Origin of the sequence: Vibrio breoganii, assembly GCF_001677275.1 — a bacterium.
In the GTDB taxonomy this organism is placed as follows: Bacteria; Pseudomonadota; Gammaproteobacteria; order Enterobacterales; family Vibrionaceae; genus Vibrio; species Vibrio breoganii.
Genome location: NZ_CP016177.1, coordinates 2,061,183 through 2,083,746 on the forward strand (window position 1 = coordinate 2,061,183; position 22,564 = coordinate 2,083,746).

The 22,564-nt window shown below is 45.9% G+C and carries 24 protein-coding genes; 13 read left to right on the plus strand and 11 right to left on the minus strand.

The genetic code is table 11. The features are described from left to right. Positions 1-7 precede the first annotated feature (7 nt). Genes dapE through A6E01_RS09505 form a run of 3 tightly spaced genes read left to right on the plus strand, consistent with a single transcriptional unit; the run spans position 8 to position 2,099 of the window. Positions 8-1,144: a succinyl-diaminopimelate desuccinylase gene (gene dapE / locus A6E01_RS09495; RefSeq protein WP_017029247.1), complete on the plus strand. Its 1,137-nt coding sequence runs from the start codon at positions 8-10 to the stop codon at positions 1,142-1,144. A 1-nt stretch (position 1,145) separates the two neighbouring features. Further along, the gene (locus tag A6E01_RS09500; protein WP_017029246.1) at positions 1,146-1,841 is read left to right on the plus strand and encodes a M15 family metallopeptidase; all 696 of its coding nucleotides are present in this window, start codon (positions 1,146-1,148) and stop codon (positions 1,839-1,841) included. 12 nt (positions 1,842-1,853) lie between these two features. After that, positions 1,854-2,099 (plus strand): DUF2897 family protein, encoded by a 246-nt coding sequence (locus A6E01_RS09505; protein WP_017032631.1) that lies wholly within the window; start codon positions 1,854-1,856, stop codon positions 2,097-2,099. Between the two features lie 72 nt (positions 2,100-2,171). On the opposite strand, the gene bamC is transcribed toward A6E01_RS09505, so the two are convergent. Further along, positions 2,172-3,218 carry an outer membrane protein assembly factor BamC gene (gene bamC, locus A6E01_RS09510; RefSeq protein ID WP_017032632.1) on the minus strand — a complete coding sequence of 349 codons (1,047 nt, stop codon included), beginning with the start codon at positions 3,216-3,218 and terminating at the stop codon, positions 2,172-2,174. Between the two features lie 54 nt (positions 3,219-3,272). Next, positions 3,273-4,151 carry a 4-hydroxy-tetrahydrodipicolinate synthase gene (gene dapA / locus A6E01_RS09515; RefSeq protein WP_017029243.1) on the minus strand — a complete coding sequence of 293 codons (879 nt, stop codon included), beginning with the start codon at positions 4,149-4,151 and terminating at the stop codon, positions 3,273-3,275. A gap of 234 nt (positions 4,152-4,385) precedes the next feature. Between dapA and A6E01_RS09520 the strand changes: the two genes are divergently transcribed. Next, entirely contained in the window at positions 4,386-4,925 is a 540-nt protein-coding gene (locus A6E01_RS09520; RefSeq protein ID WP_017029242.1) for a glycine cleavage system transcriptional repressor, read from the plus strand. Between the two features lie 16 nt (positions 4,926-4,941). Then, complete coding sequence (gene bcp, locus A6E01_RS09525) at positions 4,942-5,409, plus strand: thioredoxin-dependent thiol peroxidase (RefSeq protein ID WP_017029241.1); 468 nt, start codon at positions 4,942-4,944, stop codon at positions 5,407-5,409. A gap of 62 nt (positions 5,410-5,471) precedes the next feature. Here bcp and A6E01_RS09530 read toward each other — a convergent pair whose 3' ends face one another. Next, complete coding sequence (locus A6E01_RS09530; RefSeq protein ID WP_017029240.1) at positions 5,472-6,536, minus strand: AI-2E family transporter; 1,065 nt, start codon at positions 6,534-6,536, stop codon at positions 5,472-5,474. Between the two features lie 5 nt (positions 6,537-6,541). Then, positions 6,542-6,763, minus strand: a complete 222-nt coding sequence (locus A6E01_RS20930; protein WP_017029239.1) for a sulfurtransferase TusA family protein — start codon at positions 6,761-6,763, stop codon at positions 6,542-6,544. Positions 6,764-6,976: 213 nt separating this feature from the next. Here A6E01_RS20930 and bepA point away from each other — a divergent pair, with 213 nt between their 5' ends. The 3 genes from bepA to A6E01_RS09545 are packed head-to-tail and all read left to right on the plus strand — an operon-like array spanning position 6,977 to position 9,241. Continuing rightward, positions 6,977-8,434 carry a beta-barrel assembly-enhancing protease gene (gene bepA, locus A6E01_RS09535; protein ID WP_065210368.1) on the plus strand — a complete coding sequence of 486 codons (1,458 nt, stop codon included), beginning with the start codon at positions 6,977-6,979 and terminating at the stop codon, positions 8,432-8,434. Positions 8,435-8,447: 13 nt separating this feature from the next. Next, positions 8,448-8,798, plus strand: a complete 351-nt coding sequence (gene arsC, locus A6E01_RS09540) for an arsenate reductase (glutaredoxin) (protein WP_065210129.1) — start codon at positions 8,448-8,450, stop codon at positions 8,796-8,798. A gap of 23 nt (positions 8,799-8,821) precedes the next feature. After that, complete coding sequence (locus tag A6E01_RS09545; RefSeq protein ID WP_198589728.1) at positions 8,822-9,241, plus strand: DUF2069 domain-containing protein; 420 nt, start codon at positions 8,822-8,824, stop codon at positions 9,239-9,241. A 74-nt stretch (positions 9,242-9,315) separates the two neighbouring features. Here the strand turns inward: A6E01_RS09545 and A6E01_RS09550 are convergent, their stop codons facing one another. The 3 genes from A6E01_RS09550 to upp all read right to left on the minus strand — a co-directional run bounded on the left by A6E01_RS09550 (position 9,316) and on the right by upp (position 13,158). Beyond that, complete coding sequence (locus A6E01_RS09550; protein ID WP_065210131.1) at positions 9,316-10,935, minus strand: glycoside hydrolase family 43 protein; 1,620 nt, start codon at positions 10,933-10,935, stop codon at positions 9,316-9,318. 282 nt (positions 10,936-11,217) lie between these two features. Next, positions 11,218-12,426 (minus strand): DUF2066 domain-containing protein, encoded by a 1,209-nt coding sequence (locus A6E01_RS09555; RefSeq protein ID WP_065210132.1) that lies wholly within the window; start codon positions 12,424-12,426, stop codon positions 11,218-11,220. 105 nt (positions 12,427-12,531) lie between these two features. Next, on the minus strand, positions 12,532-13,158 hold the full coding sequence (gene upp / locus A6E01_RS09560; RefSeq protein ID WP_017029233.1) for a uracil phosphoribosyltransferase: 627 nt from the start codon (positions 13,156-13,158) through the stop codon (positions 12,532-12,534). A gap of 303 nt (positions 13,159-13,461) precedes the next feature. On the opposite strand from upp, the gene purM reads away from it, so the two are divergent. The 3 genes from purM to A6E01_RS20935 all read left to right on the plus strand — a co-directional run bounded on the left by purM (position 13,462) and on the right by A6E01_RS20935 (position 16,226). Continuing rightward, entirely contained in the window at positions 13,462-14,502 is a 1,041-nt protein-coding gene (gene purM / locus A6E01_RS09565) for a phosphoribosylformylglycinamidine cyclo-ligase (protein WP_017029232.1), read from the plus strand. Positions 14,503-14,504: 2 nt separating this feature from the next. Next, positions 14,505-15,089 carry a phosphoribosylglycinamide formyltransferase gene (gene purN, locus A6E01_RS09570; protein ID WP_082961360.1) on the plus strand — a complete coding sequence of 195 codons (585 nt, stop codon included), beginning with the start codon at positions 14,505-14,507 and terminating at the stop codon, positions 15,087-15,089. Positions 15,090-15,190: 101 nt separating this feature from the next. After that, positions 15,191-16,226 (plus strand): IS630 family transposase gene (locus A6E01_RS20935; protein ID WP_418368972.1). Its coding sequence is split into 2 segments (ribosomal slippage): positions 15,191-15,657 and positions 15,656-16,226, totalling 1,038 coding nucleotides; the frame shifts between segments, so codons are not numbered across the junction. 67 nt (positions 16,227-16,293) lie between these two features. On the opposite strand, the gene A6E01_RS09585 is transcribed toward A6E01_RS20935, so the two are convergent. Both A6E01_RS09585 and lpcA read right to left on the minus strand, forming a co-directional pair. Then, positions 16,294-17,142, minus strand: a complete 849-nt coding sequence (locus A6E01_RS09585; protein WP_017029230.1) for a class II glutamine amidotransferase — start codon at positions 17,140-17,142, stop codon at positions 16,294-16,296. Between the two features lie 32 nt (positions 17,143-17,174). Further along, entirely contained in the window at positions 17,175-17,756 is a 582-nt protein-coding gene (gene lpcA / locus A6E01_RS09590; protein ID WP_017029229.1) for a D-sedoheptulose 7-phosphate isomerase, read from the minus strand. A 278-nt stretch (positions 17,757-18,034) separates the two neighbouring features. On the opposite strand from lpcA, the gene fadE reads away from it, so the two are divergent. After that, on the plus strand, positions 18,035-20,488 hold the full coding sequence (gene fadE, locus A6E01_RS09595) for an acyl-CoA dehydrogenase FadE (RefSeq protein ID WP_017029228.1): 2,454 nt from the start codon (positions 18,035-18,037) through the stop codon (positions 20,486-20,488). Between the two features lie 79 nt (positions 20,489-20,567). On the opposite strand, the gene dnaQ is transcribed toward fadE, so the two are convergent. Next, a complete protein-coding gene (gene dnaQ, locus A6E01_RS09600) occupies positions 20,568-21,290 on the minus strand; it encodes a DNA polymerase III subunit epsilon (RefSeq protein ID WP_017029227.1) in 723 nt (240 codons plus the stop codon). A 57-nt stretch (positions 21,291-21,347) separates the two neighbouring features. Between dnaQ and rnhA the strand changes: the two genes are divergently transcribed. Continuing rightward, positions 21,348-21,812 carry a ribonuclease HI gene (gene rnhA, locus A6E01_RS09605; RefSeq protein WP_017029226.1) on the plus strand — a complete coding sequence of 155 codons (465 nt, stop codon included), beginning with the start codon at positions 21,348-21,350 and terminating at the stop codon, positions 21,810-21,812. A gap of 15 nt (positions 21,813-21,827) precedes the next feature. On the opposite strand, the gene A6E01_RS09610 is transcribed toward rnhA, so the two are convergent. Beyond that, positions 21,828-22,559: a class I SAM-dependent methyltransferase gene (locus A6E01_RS09610; RefSeq protein ID WP_065210134.1), complete on the minus strand. Its 732-nt coding sequence runs from the start codon at positions 22,557-22,559 to the stop codon at positions 21,828-21,830. Positions 22,560-22,564 lie beyond the last annotated feature (5 nt).

The window sequence follows — 22,564 nt, forward strand, 5'->3', positions numbered from 1 at the left end:
AATTAGGATGAACTCAAGTCCTGTTTTAGACTTGGCTATCGACTTGATGAGCCGTCAATCCGTCACTCCAGAAGATGCTGGCTGCCAACCTCTGATGATTGAACGTCTTAAAGCGCTCGGCTTTGACATTGAAGTCATGCATTTCGAAGATACGCTCAATCTATGGGCTCGTAAGGGCTCAGAAGCGCCTTTGTTTGCCTTCGCTGGACACACTGATGTGGTGCCAGCAGGAAACCTCAATGACTGGCACACACCTCCATTTGAGCCAACAGTAAAAGAGGGCTACCTATACGGTCGTGGCGCAGCAGATATGAAGGGCTCGCTGGCTTCTATGGTTGTTGCAGTAGAGCGCTTTATCGCTGAAAATCCTGACCATAAAGGCTCTATCGCCTTTTTAATCACATCAGACGAAGAAGGCCCGTTCATCAACGGTACGACCCGAGTCGTTGACACCCTTGTTGCTCGTGATGAAATCATCGACATGTGTATTGTGGGTGAACCTTCAAGCACAGAAAAGGTGGGTGATGTTGTTAAAAACGGTCGCCGAGGCTCATTTACGGGTGAATTGACCGTTAAAGGTATTCAAGGCCACGTCGCCTACCCACATATTGCGAAGAACCCGATTCACCATGCTCTTCCTGCGCTAACTGAGTTAAGCCAAATAGAATGGGACAATGGCAATGAGTTCTTCCCGCCAACCAGCTTCCAGATCCCAAATCTCAATGGTGGTACAGGCGCGAGCAATGTCATTCCAGGCGAATTGCATGCGATGTTCAACCTAAGATACAGCACTGAGATCCACCATGAACTGATCAAAGAGCGCGTCTACGAGGTGCTGAACAAGTATGACTTTGACTATGACCTAAAGTGGACGCTAAATGGCGAACCCTTCCTAACAGATACCGGTGACCTATTAACGGCTGTGGTTGATGCTGTCGCTAAAGTGAACGGCGTAGAGCCTCAACTTCTTACCACAGGTGGAACCTCCGACGGTCGATTCATTGCCAAGATGGGCACTCAGGTCATTGAACTGGGCCCTGTGAATGCCACCATTCACAAGGTGAACGAATGCGTGAAGGCGGAAGACTTAGATCTACTGGCTGACATGTACCAAAACGTTCTGGTTAACCTACTGGGTCAATAATATGCAAAAGACTAGCGACTGGGATCACCGACAGCTTACCGGACTGAGCCAATCACACCTTACGATTCTGAGTCTCAGTGAGCGTGAGGTATTGGTTCACAAGGATGTTGAATCGGCGCTTCTATCGCTGGTTGCTCTTGCCAAAAAAGCAGGGTTCGAGGTTGCAATAGCCAGTGGTTATCGTGACTTTGCAAGGCAACGCATGATATGGAACAACAAGTATCTGGGTCTGAGACCGATTCTAAGTAGTGATGGTCAAGTGCTTGATGCCAAGTCTCTCTCTATAGAGGAGCGCATTCATGCCATATTGCGTTGGTCTGCGCTTCCCGGGGCAAGTCGCCATCATTGGGGGTGTGATTTTGATTTATACGCCCACAACCTTCTGCCTTCCGATACCAAGCTTCAGTTAGAACCATGGGAATACTTAGAGGGACATCAGGCACCGTTTTATCAGTGGCTGCTTAGCAATGCGCAGCAACTGGGGTTCTTTTTCCCCTACTCTAAAGACAAGGGGGGCGTAGCAATCGAGCCTTGGCACCTTAGCCACCAGCAAACCTCTAACCTTGCCTTAGAGCAACTGACTCAAAGCATGCTTGCTGAAACCCTAGAGCAAAACCCAATAGAGGGAAGCCGCGAGGTATTAAAGCACCTCAATAGCATCTACACTCAATATGTTACCAACATTTCAACTACGTAGGACATCTCACGCATGTTTTTAGATTTATTGTTCAACCCTTGGGTAATCATTACCATCGTAGTTAGCGTTATTGTCGGTAATATTGCAGCACTTAAATACACTGCAAATATGAAGGTAGGTACTATGTCTAGAGATCAGAAAGACGATATTGAACGACTCAAAGAGTTGGATGAAGAGCGCCAGAAGAAGGTCAATGAACACCTGAAAAAGAAAAGCCCAGGCCAATCTAATGATGATGGAGAGAGTGGCGGAGAATAACGCTTTATCGCGAACAAAAAAAAGGAGCTATCACATGTGTGAAGCTCCTTTTTTAATTTCAGTATCAGAGACTTAGTTCGATTCTGATTCTTTTGGTTCAGTGCTTTGCTGCATCATAGTCGCCAACACTGGAATCATCTCTTCTAACATAGGCTCTGTAACAGGCTTACCAGAAGCATCGGTAATGTTAATGGAGGTTCGGTTACCTAAATCACCCAACAGGAATGTGTAAGTCTCTCCGTTATAGCTCAGTGGCTTGGTGCCTACACTTTCCCAGAAATCATCACTTGGTGGCGCATACAAGGCCTTAATTTCACCTTGAGATTGATTTCGCTCATCAATACTAAAGCCCATAATTGGCAGCAGTTCCGGGAAGCGCTGCCAGAAAGCATCATAGGGTGCACGAGCAATGATAATAGGCAGACCGCTGCGGTCTTTACCCATGCTCAGAGGAATCACTTTAACCAATTCTAGCGCTTGTTTTGCCGCTTCTTCACGAACCACTTGATCGTAGCGAGACATCACCAAGTTCGTCATCAAGGTGTTGTATCGTTCTTTATTGGTGTAGCTCACCGCCTGCTCTTGACGGCCTTCTTTCCAAGCAATCAAGCTAATGCGGAAGCCATAGCGAGAATTTTTTTCAAATCGTTCAATGAGGTAGCGACTGCTGAGGGTTTCTTCCTCATCTTCCTCTTCCCACACGATCCAATCGGTTTCGATAGTGCTGTCTGTCGATTCTATAAGCTTGATATCGCGCGTTGACATCATATCTTGAGCCGTCTGCCAAACCTTGTCGCGTTCATCTTCAGTTAGCAGCCAAAGGGTAATAACCCCATCACGCTGCTCTGTACGTGCACCAGGGATGAGCTCTAGAACTTGCTGAGGAGGTCGAATATCGACTTCTCTACCCGTGCCACCAATGTATTCACCTTCAGGGATCTGATAATTCGGATACTCTTCGAGTTGCTGATCTTCGGGCGAGACAAGGACATCAAGAGGCTTTGCATCTAGATACTTAAAGTCGTCCTTTGCTTGACGACGCTCTGCTGCACTACCTGCACAACCACTTAAAATAGCGACAGCCAGTGAACTGAGCACTAGCTGATTAACAAACTTCATTAAAACTCCTGACTCTTCACGCCTACGTTGAGGCGTGAATCGTAGATAATAGATTTAGCTGATATTGGCTTGTGCCAATGCTGCCTTAACCACTTCTTGGCCGGCTTCTGACAACGGCGTCATCGGTAAACGTAGTCCGCCATTCTCAATCAAATGTAACTCATGGGCAGCCCATTTTACAGGGATTGGGCTCGACTCAACAAACAGTCCAGAGTGCAGACCCATCAAACGTTGGTTGATGATTTCCGCTTCTGCATAGTTATTTTGCTCAGCTAGCTTAAACATGTCCGCCATATCGCGTGCGGCAATGTTATTGGTTACAGAGATAACACCGTGTCCGCCTAGTTTAACGAAATCTAGACCCGTAGCGTCATCACCACTAAGTAAGATAAAGTCTTCGCCACAAAGTTCCCTGTGTTTTTCAACACGAGAGAGATCGCCAGTGGCATCTTTAACTGCAACAATCTTGTCAATCTTAGCCAGGCGAGCAACAGTTTCAGGTTGCATATCAACACCGGTACGACCAGGGACATTGTACAAAATGATAGGCACAGCGCTCGCTTTAGCGATGGCTTTAAAATGCTGGTACAAGCCTTCTTGAGTAGGCTTATTGTAATATGGCGTGACACTTAAACAACCTGCAATACCAGAATTGTTAAGTAAACGACTAAAAGTGATAGCTTCGTGAGTGGCGTTTGCTCCAGTACCTGCAATGACGGGAATACGCCCATCAGCAAATTCTACTACCTTACTAACGACCTTCACATGTTCTTCAACGGTAAGCGTTGCCGACTCACCTGTAGTGCCCACTGCTACAATCGCAGAGGTGCCAGCATCAATATGATACTCAACCAAGTTCTTGAGGCTTTGGTAATCCACTTCACCATCGATATTGAAAGGCGTTAATAAAGCAACGATACTTCCTGAAAACATGATTCACTCCCTAAATTTCATTGATATCGCATGGTACTTGATAGAGATTAGATAACACAAGCGGATAAAGGCTTAGCCGTGAATTATTTACCATTTATTTGCATACAGTTTGACCCTGTCGACCTCTAAAAATCGGCAGATGTTAATCATGTTAGATTTTCTAACATTTACCAACACAACTGCAATTGTTTCCGTGTATGCTAATAAGATTATTGTCAGTCGAAGGATCACACTATGGCGCAGCACCTAGTCATTACTGCCGTCGGTACAGACCGCCCAGGTATTGGCAACAAAATCATTCATTTAGTCTCAGATCTAGGCTGTAACATCATTGACAGCAGAATAGCGCTATTTGGCAATGACTTTACCCTAATCATGTTGATTTCCGGCACGGTCTCACAGGTCACTCGAGTGGAGCATTCACTTCCACAATTAGGCCAAGAACATGACCTCATCACCATAGTTAAACGTACTTCACCTCACCAAGAGATAGCACAAGGCTTTACTCTAGAGGTGAATGTTCAGGCAACGGATAAGATTGGTCTTACAGAGAGAATCACCCACTTCTTTGCAGATAGAGAGATAGGCATTAGCTCGCTAAGCGCCCGTACTCTGAGTAAAGAAAAAACCAAACAGGGTGAAGACCAATTTCAGATCTCGATAACGGCTTTTCTATCAAATGAATACAATTTGATGCAGTTGCAAGAAGACTTTACTTCTCTTTGCGACGACCTCGGCGTCAAAGGAACTCTCAACTTCATTAACAACGGATAATGTTTAAGGAACTTCAATGCAAACATTAACGGCTGGTACTCCGGCACCAGATGTGACTCTTTTAGACCAAGATGGCAATGCCGTCTCACTGAAAGACCTTAAGGGACAAAAAGTCCTGTTTTACTTCTACCCTAAAGCGATGACCCCAGGTTGTACCGTTCAGGCTCAAGGCCTTCGTGATGTAAAAGCAGAGCTGGATGCACACAATGTGTTAGTGCTTGGCGTTAGCATCGATCCTGTGAAACGACTAGGCAAGTTCATTGAACGTGACAACCTCAACTTCACTCTACTATCAGATGAAGACCACTCTGCCGCAGAGGCGTTTGGGGTTTGGGGAGAGAAGAAGTTCATGGGCAAGGTCTATGACGGCTTGCACCGTATTAGCTTCCTTATCAATGAGGAAGGTGTCATTGAGCATGTGTTTAACAAGTTCAAAACCAAAACCCACCATGAAGTGGTGTTGGACTATTTGAACCAAGCCTAAAAACAAAAAGCCAGTCCTAATGACTGGCTTTCTTTTACCTCACACTAAGTGATGGTTTAACGCTACTCTACCGCATCCAAATTAGGGTGAGTGAAGGCATTCACCACCGCTTTCACTAGGGTCGCCAAAGGTATCGCGAAGAAGATCCCCCAGAATCCCCACAAGCCACCAAACACCAATACCGAGATAATAATCGCGACTGGGTGCAGGTTTACCGCCTCTGAGAATAGAACCGGGACCAGCACATTGCCATCTAAAGCCTGAATAATGCCGTAGGCAATCAATAAGTAATAAAACGGTGGCGTGAGTCCCCACTGGAACAGTCCAACGATGGCAATGGGCACAGTCACTGCCGCTGCGCCAATATATGGAATCAATACTGACAGACCTACCGCAACGGCAAGTAGTGCTGAGTAACGCAGGTCCAGAATCACAAAGGTCACGTAGCTTACACCACCCACAATCAAAATCTCTAATACCTTCCCGCGAATGTAGTTTGAGATTTGGTCGTTCATTTCATGCCATACCTGATAAGCCAGGTTACGGTTTTGAGGAAGCATTCCGCCCAACATGCTTAGCATTTCTTCTTTATCTTTTAACAAGAAGAAAATCAGAAGCGGTACCAAGATTAAGTAAACGCCTATCGTGGCTAGGCTGACTAAAGAGGCAAGCGATCCCTTAACTATGCTCTCGCCAAGACCAACGAATTTGTTTTTCATGTCAGCAAACACAAACTCAACATTGGTCACAGTCGCCAGTTCCGGATAACGCTCTGGAATACTGTTGATGTAATTTTGCAGTTCGAGATACATGTTCGGTACATCATTCATTAGATTACCGATCTGTTGCCAAATGGTAGGAACAATGCCGATAAAGGCGACCAATACTAAGCCGATAAACAACAACAAGACTAAAATTACGGCAAAGGTTCTAGGGATACCAAACCGTATAAGCTGCACAACAGGCCACTCTAGGAGGTAAGCTAATACAATAGCCACCAATAAGGGTGCAATAAGGTGGCCAAAGAAATAGATGGTAATGAAACCAAATAAGATGATCGCAACTAGGCTAACAGCGTGAGGGTCTGAGAATCGGCGTTTATACCATTGCTTCATCATATCAAGCATGGGGTCTACTCTTTAGTTATGGTTAAGTAATAATAGTGAGGGGCTTTCCTCACATCCACGAGCATATCGTGGCGTAAAAAATAGGCCTGCATATCATTTACAGAGCTCAGCTCCATCACCAAAAAGGTCAGGGTCTGAGATGGTTTGAGGTCCCTGCTGGCGCGTTTCGCCAGTAACAAGCTCATTGGGCATCGCTCATCAGTAAGATCAATGACTTTCATCGACATAATAAAGCGACTTCTGTTTATTCTAAATACGTCTATTGTAAATCTTTTTTAGTTCAAAACCACTATTATCCCGTGCTAACCTAGTGTACAAATTGTTAATAGCTCTCGTTAATGCGCTTTCCAAGAAACCAAATGGAAATTGCAGAGTCTACAGTTGTATACCCTTTCAAGAACGGAACAGGACCTGACGTTAAACAAACGATGAATGCCTCTATTTTGAAACGTGCACCTTCAGTATTAGCTATGCTGTTGGGCGCAACGTTGAGCCTTAGCTCGTCCAGTCTAGCCAATACCTCAGACTTGCCTGATATAGGGACAACTGCGGGTGGCACCTTGACCATAGACCAAGAGCGAAACTATGGCGATGCCTATATGCGCATTCTTAGGGCGAGCCAACCTGTCATCAATGACCCTGTTTTATCCGAGTATGTTTCAAGCTTGGGGTATCGCCTTGTCGCAAATGCAGAAGACGTAAAGACACCGTTTGAGTTTTTCCTAATTCGAGATCGAAACATTAACGCATTTGCCTTTTTTGGCGGACACGTTGCTATCCATACCGGCCTTTTCTTACATGCTAACTCAGAGGGCGAACTTGCTTCAGTAGTGTCGCACGAAATCGCTCACGTTACTCAGCGACACTTAGCCCGTCGTATGGAAGATCAAGCCAGAAAAAACCCAGTCACCCTAGCCGCTCTTGCCGGTTCTATCTTATTAGCTATAGCTGCGCCTGAAGCGGGTATCGCTGCGTTGACGGCAACCCAAGCTGGTGCAATGCAAAGTGCAATCAACTACACACGAAGCAACGAAAAAGAAGCGGACCGTGTAGGCATGAATACGCTAATCAAAGCGGGATACGATCCTCATGCTATGCCTAGCTTTTTTGGCCGCCTAGCGGATCAATATCGCTACGCGAGTAAGCCGCCACCAATGCTGCTGACTCACCCATTGCCAGAGGATCGTATTACCGATTCACGAGCTCGAGCGGATGCCTACCCTATCAATCCTGCTGCTCCCTCTTTAGAGTTTCACATGGCCAAGGCGCGCGTGGTGGCTCGGTATGTGGGGATAAGCAGTGATGGTGCAATGGACTGGCTGGAGCGAAAAGAAAAGTCCGCCTCCAAGGCCATGAAACCGACTTACGAATATGGTAAGGCGTTGGTTTATCTTGATACCAAACAGCTCGATAAGGCTGAAGAACTGTTGCTGTCACTTCAGAAGCAGTTCCCACACAGCAACTTTGTGTTGGATGCGTTATCCGATCTCAACATAGAGAAGAAAACACCGGAAAAAGCCGAAGCACTTCTCAAAGAAGCACTAAAGACCAAGCCTCGTAACCCAGTGCTGCAGATCAACTTAGCCAATGTAATGATTGAAGCTGAGAAAAATGAGCAAGCGGTTCGAATGCTACAAAGATACACGCACGATAATCCGAATGATACTAACGGCTGGCACCTACTCAGCAAGGCGCACGCCAACTTAAGTGACCCTGCAAATGAACTGGCTGCACGCGGAGAACTGTACGCGCTAAACGCCAACTGGAACCGAGCGATTCAAAGCTTTACCCAGGCAGCTCAATTATCTGAATTAGGCAGTCTTCAACAAGCACGTTTTGATGCGCGCATTGACCAACTTTTACAACAACGCGACCAATTTATGGCGCTACAAAATTAGAAAAGGAAACTTCATGTCTGTTGTTATTTATCACAACCCTCGCTGCTCAAAAAGCAGAGAAACGCTCGCACTGTTGGAAGAGAATGGGATTGCTCCAGAGGTTGTGCTTTATCTAGATGCTGATTTAGACATTGAAACGCTGCAAGGCCTGTATGCTCAACTTGAACTGCCTAACGTACGTGCAATGATGCGTACCAAGGAAGCGATTTATAAAGAGCTCAACCTTGGGAATGATTCTCTTACAGAGCAAGATCTGTTTAAGGCGATGCTTGAAAACCGCAAGCTTATTGAGCGCCCAATTGTGATTGCCAATGGCAAAGCTCGACATGGTCGCCCACCACAACAGGTGCTAGAGATCCTATAATGCCAACCACACCCCCTGCTGAAATGGCGTCAAAAACAAGGTTATGGTTACGAGTGGCTCAAACGGGGCACTTTGCGCTTTTGGCTTGGGTCATACTTTGGCATAGCCTCATATCACCACCACTGGAATTCAGCCCGTGGTTTTTGACTATTGCTTGGGCACTGCCTTTGCTCTTCCCTATTAAGGGAATATTGCAGCAAAAGCCGTATACCTTTGCTTGGGCAAACTTCGTGCTTCTGCTGTATTTCCTACACTCACTCACCTTGGTCTATGTGGATGAAGGCGAGAGAATGCTGGCCATTGTGGAAGTGCTGCTAACCAGTATCGCGTTTATAGGCAATACCTTGTATAGCCGATTGCGAGGTAGAGAATTAGGCTTAAAGCTGAAGAAGCTCTCTGAATACAAGCAAGAAGAGCAAGAGCGTTTTGGTCGCAAGCGTTAAGGTCAAAAAGCGAAACGAAGCCCCGTCAGTTGATGGGGCTTTTTCTTAGAGCGTCTAATTAGCACGCATGCTAACTATCCGCCAGTGGGCTCATAGCTAAACTCGTCAAAGTCAGCATGACAGCCAAACCCACTAATATCAGCACAATGAAGCCCTACGAAAGCGCCCGTAAAGAACCCTCTTCCATCAATGTAGTCATCCGATAAACGCCAAGCATCGTGTACTAGAGGCAGCTTTTGCCATGCCTTGCCATCAAATGAGTAACTGTATTGATAGGTTAAGCCCTCGACGTTCACACTAAGCCAAACACTACGCACATCGTCTGGGATCTCTATGGATTCATCATCATAAAAATGAAAACTGGCCGCCTGCTTGTCCACTTGCATCACTCGCAAACAGCGGCGCTTGCGCTCTTCATCAAACTCAATCGCTAAATAGGTCCAGTTACTGGTATTGTAGTAACAACATAAGCCTGCTGACTGCTGAAAATTGGTCGGCTCAAACTCAAGCTTAGTGGAAGCAACAAAATTATGGTGACGCCAACGGGTCGCTACCGTTGACTGCTCAAATGTCGACAGCAAGCTATCATTGCCACGCAAGCGCAAATACCCCTGTCTTTCATTTAAACTTCCCATGGATTCGCTAAAGGGAATCCTGAGTGTTTGCCAATGGCCAAGCAAATACTCAGCAGAGAAGTCATCATAAATAGACTCACTCTCGGCAGGAGAGGTAACGGCAAGGGCCAACTCTGGTATTTCTAGCTTGGCATGTTTTCCACCCACCACCGAAGGCCAGCCATCTATCCACTCAATACGGTCAATGCCCGTTTCTCTTCCTAGAGAACACGCCCCTCGCCCCCACCTAGCTAGCCTTGGTCTGCCTGCAAACTTTAGCGGACGACTCACTAGATAAGTAATGAACCACTCACCATCAGGCGTTTCAACCAAGGAGCCGTGCCCCGCTTTTTGCAGTGGATTATCGGGCGTATGCCAAGTGGATAGCAATGCGCCGTACGGAGAAACCTCGTAAGGCCCTAATAGACGCTTAGAGCGAGCCACAGTCACATGATGCTCAAAGCTAGTCCCGCCTTCTGCGGTAAGGAGATAGTAGTAGCCATCTTTCTTATACAGATGAGGGGCTTCTGTGTACTTTAGGTCCGTACCATTAAATATGGGCTGTCTATCACTTACTAATCTTTGTGAAGTATCATCATATTCTTGCACCACTATCTCATTAATAGGGTCGCTATGATTTCTCGGCCCCCAGGTGCGATAAACGTAGTACTTTTTGCCATCATCAGCATGAAATAACGATGGATCAAACCCGCCATTTCCCATTGGAATAGGCTCACTCCAAGGCCCCTGTATATTCTCGGCCGTCACTAAATAATTGCGACCGTTTTTCCAAGGTGCATCTATCACCTTTACATCGGTGTACAGTAGCCAAAATTTACCGTCAGCATAGCTAAGAGCCGGGGCCCAAATACCTCCGGAGTCAGGGTTACCCTTCATGTCGAGCATCTCAACGGTATCCAAAGGCATTGAAGCCAGCTTCCAGTTTTTTAAATCCTTAGAGTGAAATATTCGAACCCCTGGAAACCACTCAAAGGTAGAGGTGGCAATGTAGTAGTCCTCACCTGCACGACATACACACGGATCAGGGTGAAACCCTTTTATTATTGGATTGCTTATCATTTCGAGCCCTCTTTATCTTCAGCATCTTTCCACTAAAGTTACCGGTAACAGTTGGTGCTTATAGTATTCGGTGTAAAAAGGTTTTGATGGGATGGTCGTTAGATAAGCAAAAAAACAGAAGTAAGAAATAAAAAAACGAAAAGCTCAAAAGCCTAGGGTAAGGATTAGATGAAGATGAATGTAGCCAATCTTAAGCAACGACAGAAGTAAGAAAAGAAGCAACAAAAAAGCCAGTAACAAGAGCTACTGGCTTATCAACAATCGCATTATTATTGATTTATTCTATGACTGCCATTCATACATCAATACTTCAGGCTTAGGTTCCACTGACTCTTCATTAGCAGGCTCAACCTCTTCAGAAGATTGAGATTCAGTGTTATCAACTGTTGTCGATTCTGCACCTGATTGGGGGGCGTCTAGCGTAGTTGCAGCCTGTGCTTCAGTTGCAGGTTCGGCTGGCGCCGACTCTACTGTAGCTTCAACTTTCGTGACCTTGTTGCTACGCAGAATCTGGCGGTCAAAATCTGCTGCGTCAGTAATTAGGTTCACACGAAAATCAACCGAGCTACCCATTACATGCATAAGCTCTACTGACGCTACGCTGGAAAGATCTTCTAGCATGCGCTCTATGTTAAAGAATGACTGAGCTTCAGCTACGCCTTTAAAGTTCACGACAACTGAAGAGGCAATCTCTCCACTGGCCTTAGCTGAACTCTTTTGAGCGTAATAGCGACCAAGATCCGCAACAAATGTCTCTGTTACTTGCTTGTTTGTGCCCGAGGCTTCACCCGTTACCGGAGATAGAGATGCATCAGCGATGAATTGAGGCTTGTCATCATACAAGGTCCAACGCAGGTTCTGCTGGCTACCATTACGAGTAATTCGCGCCACAACCACTGCATCAACGTCATAACGACGACTGCTGTCAGAGATCTGCTTGGTAAAGTTACCCCATACCTCAGTTGGCTGAATGCTAGTCACATCATCAATGTCACCCACAGGCACCGTAATAGGCAGGCCTTTTTGAGCGGCAACATATCTTAGGTTCTCAATAGAGGTTCTTTGAGACTGTTCCCAGCTAATGGTGCGATCATACCCGTTGTCTTCAACCACCCAGACTAGCAAACGAGCGCGCTCGTCAGGCCAATATGGCAAATCTGCTTGAGCAAGCAATGCTTGAATCTGTTTAGGGTTGAAGGACATTTTTAGGGTTGGCTGTCCATCTTTCTCAGATGGAGTAATCGTTGAAAGAAAGCGACTACTTTGAGTAATAGCTTTCTTTACTACCGCATTATCCAAAGAGGCAGCATCGCCAGTTGCTCGAACGATAACATCTCTCATGCCTTCGCGACGAGCCAGCTCTTCACCGCTGTATCTTGCATCTTCTTTCTGTTTAATCACCACGGCTTCGGTATCAAACACATTGACCTTAGTGACTGCAAACGCAGAAAAAGACGTTAACGCCGCTAGCATACAAGCCAAAAATCGCATAAATAACTCAATAATATGAAGTAGTTAGAAAATAATAAGCAAAGATTGCAAAACCAACAAGTAGAGTCACCAGAAAGCGCCCTATTCTTGTTGGTTTTTTGGGTATTATTTAGTACCGAAGATCTTGTCGCCTGCATCGCCTAGACCAGGAACAATGTAGCCCTTGTCATTCAAGCACTCATCGATCGCAGCTGTGTATAGCTCGATATCAGGATGAGCTTTTTCTAGCGCTTCAATACCTTCAGGTGCCGCTACAAGCACAAGTGCCTTAATAGTCTTACAGCCTTGTTCTTTAAGTAGGTCGATAGTGGCAATCATAGAGCCACCCGTTGCCAGCATTGGGTCAACAACAAGTGCAATTCGCTCATCAATGCATGATGCCAGCTTATTGAAGTATGGAACAGGCTCAAGGGTCTCTTCGTCGCGGTACACGCCAACGACACTGATTTTTGCACTCGGTACGTGCTCTAACACGCCGTCCATCATGCCAAGACCTGCACGCAAAATTGGCACTACAGTGACCTTTTTGCCTTTAATTTGGTCAATTTCAACTGGGCCATCCCATCCATTGATCGTTACGCGCTCAGTTTCGAAGTCTGCCGTCGCTTCGTATGTGAGTAGGCTACCTACTTCTGTAGCTAACTCTCTAAAACGCTTGGTGCTAATGTCCCCTTCGCGCATCAAACCCAACTTATGTTTCACAAGAGGGTGTCTTACCTCAACGACTTTCATGCCTTTCTCCAGTCTAAAATCAACAAACCTAGGAATTATATACCCAAACGACACCAAGTTACGAGTCGCACAGCCCTCTAGGCGCAATTAATCCCAACTAAAGAATGCAATTTACGACTATCAAAAAAGTGAGCCTGTATTACTAGGTAACAGATTGCTTTAATTGCAAAATAAATCATCATCTAGGGGCTCAAATCAATAACAATTAGAAATAACCGCGCAAACGTTTGCTATTGTCGATTATCCCTTGTTAGAATAGCGCCGATTTTTCTTCCCTAACTTTTTCTAAACGAGGAATTTCCCGTGAGTAGTAACAAGGCTTCTCTTAGCTACAAAGATGCTGGTGTAGACATTGACGCTGGCAACGCACTGGTTGACAAAATTAAGGGTGCTGTAAAACGCACACGTCGTCCAGAGGTCATGGGTGGCATTGGTGGCTTTGGCGCATTATGCGAACTGCCAACCAAATATAAGCAACCAGTACTGGTTTCGGGTACAGACGGCGTTGGCACTAAATTACGCCTTGCACTAGATATGAAAAAGCACGACACCATCGGCATCGATTTGGTTGCTATGTGTGTGAACGACCTGATCGTTCAGGGTGCTGAGCCTCTATTTTTCCTAGATTACTACGCGACAGGGAAGCTCGACGTAGACACTGCTGCTGATGTAGTTGCTGGTATTGCTGAAGGCTGTGTACAGTCTGGTTGTGCACTTATCGGTGGTGAAACTGCAGAAATGCCTGGCATGTACGAAGGCGACGACTACGATGTTGCTGGATTCTGTGTTGGTGTTGTCGAAAAAGAAGACATTATCGATGGCACTAAAGTGGCAGCCGGTGATGCTTTGATTGCTGTAGGTTCAAGCGGCCCACACTCAAACGGTTACTCTCTAGTTCGTAAGATCCTTGAGGTGTCTAATGCAGATCTAAACCAAGATCTTGAAGGCAAGCCACTGGGTGAGCATCTACTAGAGCCAACTAAGATTTACATCAAATCAGCACTTAAAATGATCGAGAAGCATGATATCCACGCTATCTCTCATATTACCGGCGGTGGTTTCTGGGAAAACATCCCTCGCGTTCTTCCTGAAGGTACTAAAGCAGTTATCGACGGCAACAGCTGGAACTGGCCTACTATCTTCAACTGGCTTCAAGAGAACGGCAACGTTACCACTCACGAAATGTACCGTACATTCAACTGTGGTGTTGGTCTAATCGTTGCTCTGCCTCAAGATCAAGCAGAACAAGCGGTTGCTCTTCTTAATGAAGAAGGCGAAAACGCTTGGGTTATTGGTCAAATCGCTGAAGCAAATGGCGAAGAAGAGCAAGTAGAGATCCGTTAATCATGACTAGAATCGTCGTCCTTGTTTCCGGAAATGGAAGTAACCTTCAGGCCATTATGGATGCCTGTGCAAACGGTGACATTCAAGGTCAAGTCTGTGCTGTCTTTAGTAATAAAGAGCAAGCCTATGGCCTTGAACGAGCAAGAACAGCGGCGATTCCAGCCCATGCTTTATCTCACAAGAACTTTGCTGACCGTCTAAGCTTTGATATGGCTCTGATGAAGAAAATCGACGAGTACCAACCAGATTTGGTGGTACTTGCTGGTTACATGAGAATTCTCAGTGATGAATTTGTTGAACACTACCTCGGTAAGATGATCAACATCCACCCTTCACTGCTTCCCAAGTATCCAGGGCTTCACACCCACCAGCGCGCCATTGATGCTGGGGACTCAGAGCACGGAAGTACCGTTCACTTTGTGACCCCAGAACTCGATAGTGGCCCGATCATTGGTCAAGTCAAAGTCACCATCACGGCTAATGATGATGCCGATAGCCTTATGACTAAGGTACAAAAAGCGGAACATCAACTCTACCCGGACATAGTCCGACAGGTAATTTCTGGTGAGATAAACTGGAAAAGTTAACATCTAGAAAGCAGCCTTTGAGCTGCTTTTTTTATGTCTAATACCAATTAAAGTAAAAATATGATCTAATTGAGGCTATCAAACAATTGTGAAATATTGCTATGGATAGCCTTGATAATACCGATTTCAAAAAGCTAGCGAGTCAACAAAAAACCATTCAGATGAAGGTTCGCTTACTAGCGCTTGCACACTTCAAAGAAGGTCATTCGCGAACTCAAATTGCTAAATATCTTAAAGTTAGCCGAACCAGTGTGAATAAATGGGTTAAGGTCTTTTTTGAAGAAGGCTTGGAAGGGCTTCAAGAAAAACCCCGCACAGGTAGACCTGCATATCTCAATGAGGAACAACGAAAACAACTCAGCGAATTCATACAAAAAGCAGCTGAATCACCGTCTGGAGGACGTCTTGTCGGTAGCGATATACATGACTACATCGTTGAACACTTTGATAAACACTATCACCCCAATTCCATCTATTATCTGCTCGAGCACATGGGCTTTTCTTGGATAACTTCTCGTTCAAAACACCCTAAGCAATCACAGCAAATCCAAGACGATTTTAAAAAAATTCCAAATAGAAACGAACCTTAAGATCCCCGGCCATATTGGGCTAGAACAGGTTGATGTCTGGTTTCAAGATGAGGCTAGATTTGGTCAGCAGAACACAACAACTCGTCTTTGGGCGACTCGCGGAACGAGGCCTAGAGTCGTAAAACAGCAGCAATTTGAATACGCTTATTTGTTTGGCTCTGTGTGCCCAGCAAGAGGGATCGGCGAAGCAATAGTTGTTCCTTGGGTAAACAAGGACATCATGATCAACCACCTAGAACAAATATCGAAAGCTACAGAAAAAGGTCGTCATGCAGTCGTAATAATGGATGGTGCAGGCTGGCATACGGACGACATAGCGAACCAATTTAATAACGTCAGTATCATCAAGCTTCCTCCATACTCGCCAGAGCTGAACCCTATTGAACAAGTTTGGAGCTGGTTAAGACAACATTATTTAGCAAACCAAAGTTTCACTGATTACAACGAAATTGTGTCCAAGGTTTGTCGCGCTTGGAATGGCTTTCTTGAGTGCAGAGATCGCGTCACAAAAATGTGCCAAAGAGATTGGATAGACCTGATCAGTTAATTTTCCGGATTGGTATAAAGTGGACAGACTGCAAAAACAACAAAGGCACGTTTATCGTGCCTTTGTTTTATTCTTCTAGTACTTGTGTGGGCGCCTGACTGGCTGGCTTTGGTGCCGCGTAAGCTACATCAACCAATAAGTCTGAGTTACCCGCAACAACCTCACCATTTTGAAACAGCGTAAACTCGCCCGGTTTCAGCCTGTGCCAAGTTTCGTTATCGGTGAGAGGCTGGGTTGCAATCACTGACACGACATCGTTGAGTGTTGTTTCTTCTTGGAAGTTAATGGTGACGTCTTCGTCGATAAGAGTCGCCTTACCAAAAGGAGCGCGCCTGGTAATGTAATAAAGATGGTTGGTGCAATACGCCATCACGTACTCACCATCGCTCAGCAGCATGTTAAACACGCCAAACTCTCTTAAGCTATCACACAGGGTAACCATGTAAGCAAAGACGGGCTGCATGTCTTGAGGGGGCTCAGGGAAGCGTTCCTCTAATTTATGCATTATCCAGCAAAAAGACAGTTCACTGTCTGTTTTTCCTACCGGACGATGTCGACCGGTGTGCATTTCATGATAATCAGATAATTGCCCATTGTGTGCAAACGTCCAATATCTGCCCCACAACTCGCGAGTAAATGGGTGGGTATTTTCTAGATTAACCGCCCCTCGGTTCGCTTGCCTTATATGGCTAACCACTGCGCAGCTCTTGATAGGGTAGCTTTGTACTAATTCTGCTATTTTTGAATCACAGCTGGGGTTTGGGTCTTTAAAGGTGCGAAAGCCCTTCCCTTCATAGAAAGTAATCCCCCAGCCATCGGTGTGAGGTCCTGTGTTCCCCCCACGCTGAATCAAGCCAGTAAAGCTAAAACAGATATCTGTTGGCACATTAGCGCTCATGCCAAGCAGTTCACACATAGTAATCTCCTGCTAATAAATCCTCAGTGTCCTTACTGAGTTTCCATCTCTTTTTCAATTAATTGAATGATGATATGGATGATCTTGATATGTATCTCTTGTATACGATCGGCATAGCCAAAATGTGGTACTCGCACTTCAACATCAGCGGTACCCGCCATTTGACCGCCGTCTTTACCAGTCAAAGCAATGGTTTTCATTCCCTTTGCTTTGGCCGCTTCAATAGCTCTTAGTATATTGGCTGAGTTACCAGACGTAGACAGTCCAAACAGCACATCCCCCTTCTGGCCTACGGCCTCTACATAGCGAGAAAACACCGCTTCATAGCCGAAGTCATTGCTCACGCAAGAAAGGTGGCTAGGATCAGAAATTGCGATACCAGGGTATCCTGGGCGGTCTTCTCTGTATCGTCCTGTTAACTCTTCAGCAAAGTGCATAGCATCACAATGAGAACCGCCATTACCACAAGACAAAACCTTACCACCAAGCTTAAAAGAATCCGCAATGGTTTTTGCAGCTTTCTCTATCTGAGCAATGTTCTCATCATCCGATAGAAAAGCTTCTAGTACTTTAGCAGCTTCATTTAATTCACCCTTAATAAGGTCATGGTACATGGCAGATCTCTCCTGATTAATAACGCCATTGTTATAGCATCGAATGTAACAAGAAAAGTTTAGCAGTGTCGAGACTCTTACTCGCAGATTTCCAACTCAATAGGCTCAATGGCTACTATTTCACCGACAAATCACTTTTGATGCCGCTCGCGACTCAACTCACAAAACACCACCAATAACACTTTACAAATAATTAACATTTGCGATACTAATTTGAACTGGTTAGACCTCTTACCTATTATTAAGGGGTAACACTGCTTAATGGAGATGCTTCTTACATGGAAATACTTGTTGCTCTACTTACCCTAATCGTGGTGTCAGGCATCTGCCTGTATCACCGTACATCACTGTTTTCTGGGTTTCTGGCCAATACGACAGCCTTGATTATCTGTTCCATCCTATCGGGCTTCTCCTTCATTGCTTGGGCCGTTTTACTATCAGTCACTGCGTTTATGATGTTCGATAAATGGCGTCAGGATACCGTGACCAAAAAGGTACTCGACGTATTTAAAGGCATGCTGCCACCTATGTCCCAAACCGAAAAAGAGGCGCTTGATGCCGGCACAACCTGGTGGGAAGCAGAGCTGTTTCAAGGCAAGCCTAACTGGCAGTTCTTAAAAGACATTCCAAAATCTGAGCTTTCTGCAGAGGAAAAAGCCTTTCTCGATGGCCCAGTGAATGAGCTGTGCTCAATGATCAATGATCATGAAATTACCCATGAGATAGCCGATATGCCTCCAGAGGTATGGCAATACCTGAAAGACCATAAGTTCTTTGCCATGATCATCAAGAAGAAATACGGCGGCCTTGAGTTTTCAGCCTACGCTCAGGCGCTAGTGCTACAAAGACTGGCAGGTACTTCTATCGTTGTTGCCTCGACCGTTGGCGTTCCCAATTCTCTTGGCCCGGGTGAACTACTGCAAATGTACGGTACCAAAGAGCAACAAGACCATTACCTACCGCGTCTTGCAAAGGGCAAAGAGATCCCGTGTTTTGCATTAACTAGTCCAGAAGCAGGCTCAGATGCGGGCGCTATCCCTGATTTTGGTGTGGTATGTAAAGGTGAATGGCAAGGTAAGAAAGTGCTGGGTATGCGCCTTACTTGGAACAAGCGCTACATCACTCTGGCGCCCGTTGCTACCGTTTTGGGCTTGGCCTTTAAGCTGAGAGACCCTGATGGCCTATTAGGTGACAAGGAAGAGTTAGGTATCACCTGCGCCCTGATCCCAACCAACCTTGAAGGCGTCAAGATTGGCCGCAGACATTTCCCGCTAAACATTCCATTTCAAAACGGCCCTACACAAGCAGAAGACCTGTTTGTACCCCTAGATTTCATCATTGGTGGACAAGAGATGGTGGGCCAAGGTTGGAAAATGTTGGTGGAATGTTTATCAGTGGGACGTGCAATCACCCTACCGTCAGCTAATACCGGTGGAATCAAGACCAATGCTCTTGCTATTGGTGCGTATGCTCGTATTCGTCGTCAATTTAAACAACCTATTGGCCGAATGGAAGGTATCGAGGAGCCGCTTGCTCGAATCGCAGGTAGTGCATACCTACTAGAAGGAGCAAACCTACTAACCATGGGTGCCATTGATAATGGCGCTAAGCCGTCGGTTATCTCTGCCATTGTTAAGTATCATTGTACTCACCTAGGTCAAAGAGCATCCATTGATGCGATGGACGTCGCCGGCGGCAAGGGCGTAATGCTCGGCCCCTCTAATTTCTTAGGGCGTGCCTACCAAGGCGCTCCAATCTCCATCACAGTGGAAGGGGCAAACATACTGACTCGCTCATTGATGATATACGGACAAGGCGCTATTCGCTGCCATCCTTATATCCTTAAAGAGATGGAAATGGCCTATTCTGATGCACCGAATGCTTTAGCGCAGTTTGATAAGGCTCTGTTTAGCCATGTTGGCTTTGCTATGAGTAACCTATCTCGCAGTCTAGTTTTCGGTGTCACTGATGGCATAGGCTCTGACGCGCCCACCAATGATGAAACCAAACGCTACTACCAAAAGCTTAACCGCTACAGTGCAAACCTCGCGTTTCTTTCTGATGTCTCTATGGCTTTCCTTGGGGGTTCCTTGAAGCGTAAAGAGCGCCTATCTGCACGCTTAGCCGATATGCTAGGACAGCTCTATCTATGCTCTGCAATGCTCAAGCGCTTTGAATTAGATGGTAGCCCTAAAGAAGACCTGGCACTGGTGCATTGGACCGCTCAAGACAGCTTATTTAAGATTGAGTCTGCGATGCATGACTTCTTAGTGAACTTCCCTGTGAAATGGATGGGGCTTAAGCTGCGTGTACTGTTAATGCCGATTGGGCGAGTGCGCAAAGCACCATCAGATGCTCTGGATAGCGAGTTAGCTAAGATACTGCAAACACCGAGTGCGACGCGCTCTCGACTTGGACGTAATCAATACCTAGAGCCATCGAAGTACTGTGTTCAAGGGCAATTAGAGTTAGCGCTAACCGTCGTACTGCAGGCGGAGCCTATCTTCGATAAGGTATGCAAAGCGCTTGAGCAACGTAAGTCTTTCACCCGACTAGACCTTATTGCGAAGCAAGGACTCGAAGCTAACGTGATCAGTCAGGAAGAAGCAGAGATCTTAATAGAGGCGGAACAGCACCGACTTCGCAGTATCAATGTCGATGACTTTGACCCGCAAGAACTGCCAGCTAACTCGGTAAAGTCGCAACAAGTCTTAAGCGAAACTGAGGCATAGGATCTAGGGCCTAGGACCTAGGACCCAGGCTCTGGGTTCTGGGTTCTGGGTTCTGGGTTCTGGGTTCTTTAAAGCGCTACTACCAACTTGGCTCACCAGAGAGCAGTGTCAATCTTTCCGCATGGGCTGCTAGCTCATCATCACTGGCCTTGATGACTCTAAGCGGGGCTCTTCCGGATGCCGCGCGTTGAATCCCTGCTCCACCAGCCTCACCACTGCTATCACCGCCAAACTGAATCGCTGTTTGACCACCGGTCATAAACAAGAACACATCTGCCAGTATCTCGGCATCGAGCAAAGCGCCGTGCAATACACGTGCGGAAATATCGATGGTGAAGTGCTTAGCTAGTGAGTCTAGGTTTTTGCGCGCTGGCATGTTTGGCATGCGCTTGGCCATTGCCAAGGAATCGGTAATTTTGCAGTAGTCTTCCGTTTTTCCGATAGAAGGGTCTAGCTTGCTAAATTCATTATCCATAAAGCCGACATCGAAGGGCGCGTTATGAGCAACAAGCTCAGCCCCATCGATAAACGCTAGAAACTCTTTATGAATATCTTTGTATTCTGGTTTATCTCGTAAGAATTCATCGGTAATACCGTGGACTGCAATCGCATCCGGTTGAATCTCACGGTCTGGCTTGATATAGACATGGAAGTGACGCCCCGTTAGCTTACGGTTCACTATCTCTACAGCACCGATCTCTATGATTCGGTGACCAAGGTAGGTAGGACCGCCTTCACGGTTCATACCTGTGGTTTCTGTATCGAGCACCACTATGCGGCGCGAATTGTTACTAGTATTCATAATTAAAACTGTGTCAGACTAATAGGAAGGCCTCTATACAGACAATCATATCAAATCATGAATAAACAGGTTGAGATTTTCACAGATGGATCTTGCTTAGGCAATCCAGGTCCAGGTGGCTATGGCATCGTCATGCGCTACAAAGAGCACGAAAAACAGATAGCCAAAGGCTTCACACTGACGACCAACAACCGCATGGAAATGATGGCAGCCGTTGAAGGGCTTAAGCTTCTTAAGGAGCCATGTACGGTAGTCCTTACCACTGATAGCCAGTATGTACGCCAGGGGATTACTCAGTGGATTCATAACTGGAAGAAACGTGGCTGGAAAACGTCGGATAAAAAACCCGTAAAAAATGCTGATCTATGGCAAGCGTTGGACAAAGAAAACCAACGCCACCAAGTAGAATGGAAATGGGTAAAAGGTCATGCAGGGCATAGAGAAAACGAAATTTGTGACGAGATTGCTCGTCTCGCAGCAGAAACCCCTACCGATGAAGATACCGGTTATCAGCCTTCTTAAGCTAAACAGGTAATACTAGGCTTTAGGGTTAACTCGGCAATTTAACCTCACTGGAGACAGACGACGCTTCAGTTTCCAATGGGGTTTTATCGGTTTAAGCGGGTACGTTCTCTTGCGAGCCACGATAAAGTATTGACTGCAAAACGGCATACTCCAGCCCCCTATCCCATTTTCTATCCAAGTCCATATCGCACGTTGCTTTTTCGACGGTATCAATCCATAACTGTCCATGTGCACCACTTGATAATTAAGTACACTGAGCCAGTCCTGAACCCGATACGGCGTAAACATTCGCCCGCTCCAAGGCAGGTTTTTCTTTCGCCATGGCATCAAGCTATTCAACCCCGATAAACTGATTGGATTAAAGCCTGTCAGTATTAGATAGCCATCATCGATCAACACGCGGTCTACTTCTCGTAATAAGCGATGCGGATCCAAGCAATAATCAAGTTGATGCGTCATTAAAACAACGTCTATGCTCTTCTCTAGGAAGGGTAAATCATAAGCATCGGCTACGATGCTATGAATTGGGTTTACTATATCTAGGTTGATTTGATGCTGAATGTTACAGTTGCAACTGGTAATCTCACAACTTAAACCGCCAAGCTTAAGCATATGATAACCAAATAGTTTTGGGCACCACTCATCCAAACGCATTTGAATCGCATCGCGCACCCAAGCATGTTTAGGCAAGTCGTCCCAATAATGGGGCTGATTAATTTTCCGTGATACCCGAGCTGGTCGCATTCAGC

Bases quoted from the DNA above. Each gene is read 5' to 3' on its own strand.
- bamC (WP_017032632.1), bottom strand. From the start codon at position 3,218: ATGAAGTTTGTTAATCAGCTAGTGCTCAGTTCACTGGCTGTCGCTATT.
- bcp (WP_017029241.1), top strand. From the start codon at position 4,942: ATGCAAACATTAACGGCTGGTACTCCGGCACCAGATGTGACTCTTTTA.
- A6E01_RS20930 (WP_017029239.1), bottom strand. From the start codon at position 6,763: ATGTCGATGAAAGTCATTGATCTTACTGATGAGCGATGCCCAATGAGC.
- dnaQ (WP_017029227.1), bottom strand. From the start codon at position 21,290: ATGAATACTAGTAACAATTCGCGCCGCATAGTGGTGCTCGATACAGAA.
- A6E01_RS09585 (WP_017029230.1), bottom strand. From the start codon at position 17,142: ATGTGTGAACTGCTTGGCATGAGCGCTAATGTGCCAACAGATATCTGT.
- A6E01_RS09530 (WP_017029240.1), bottom strand. From the start codon at position 6,536: ATGCTTGATATGATGAAGCAATGGTATAAACGCCGATTCTCAGACCCT.
- purN (WP_082961360.1), top strand. From the start codon at position 14,505: ATGACTAGAATCGTCGTCCTTGTTTCCGGAAATGGAAGTAACCTTCAG.
- dapA (WP_017029243.1), bottom strand. From the start codon at position 4,151: ATGTTTTCAGGAAGTATCGTTGCTTTATTAACGCCTTTCAATATCGAT.
- upp (WP_017029233.1), bottom strand. From the start codon at position 13,158: ATGAAAGTCGTTGAGGTAAGACACCCTCTTGTGAAACATAAGTTGGGT.
- fadE (WP_017029228.1), top strand. From the start codon at position 18,035: ATGGAAATACTTGTTGCTCTACTTACCCTAATCGTGGTGTCAGGCATC.
- A6E01_RS09555 (WP_065210132.1), bottom strand. From the start codon at position 12,426: ATGCGATTTTTGGCTTGTATGCTAGCGGCGTTAACGTCTTTTTCTGCG.
- A6E01_RS09550 (WP_065210131.1), bottom strand. From the start codon at position 10,935: ATGATAAGCAATCCAATAATAAAAGGGTTTCACCCTGATCCGTGTGTA.
- A6E01_RS09610 (WP_065210134.1), bottom strand. From the start codon at position 22,559: ATGCGACCAGCTCGGGTATCACGGAAAATTAATCAGCCCCATTATTGG.
- A6E01_RS09545 (WP_198589728.1), top strand. From the start codon at position 8,822: ATGGCGTCAAAAACAAGGTTATGGTTACGAGTGGCTCAAACGGGGCAC.
- rnhA (WP_017029226.1), top strand. From the start codon at position 21,348: ATGAATAAACAGGTTGAGATTTTCACAGATGGATCTTGCTTAGGCAAT.
- A6E01_RS09505 (WP_017032631.1), top strand. From the start codon at position 1,854: ATGTTTTTAGATTTATTGTTCAACCCTTGGGTAATCATTACCATCGTA.
- arsC (WP_065210129.1), top strand. From the start codon at position 8,448: ATGTCTGTTGTTATTTATCACAACCCTCGCTGCTCAAAAAGCAGAGAA.
- dapE (WP_017029247.1), top strand. From the start codon at position 8: ATGAACTCAAGTCCTGTTTTAGACTTGGCTATCGACTTGATGAGCCGT.
- A6E01_RS09500 (WP_017029246.1), top strand. From the start codon at position 1,146: ATGCAAAAGACTAGCGACTGGGATCACCGACAGCTTACCGGACTGAGC.
- lpcA (WP_017029229.1), bottom strand. From the start codon at position 17,756: ATGTACCATGACCTTATTAAGGGTGAATTAAATGAAGCTGCTAAAGTA.
- A6E01_RS09520 (WP_017029242.1), top strand. From the start codon at position 4,386: ATGGCGCAGCACCTAGTCATTACTGCCGTCGGTACAGACCGCCCAGGT.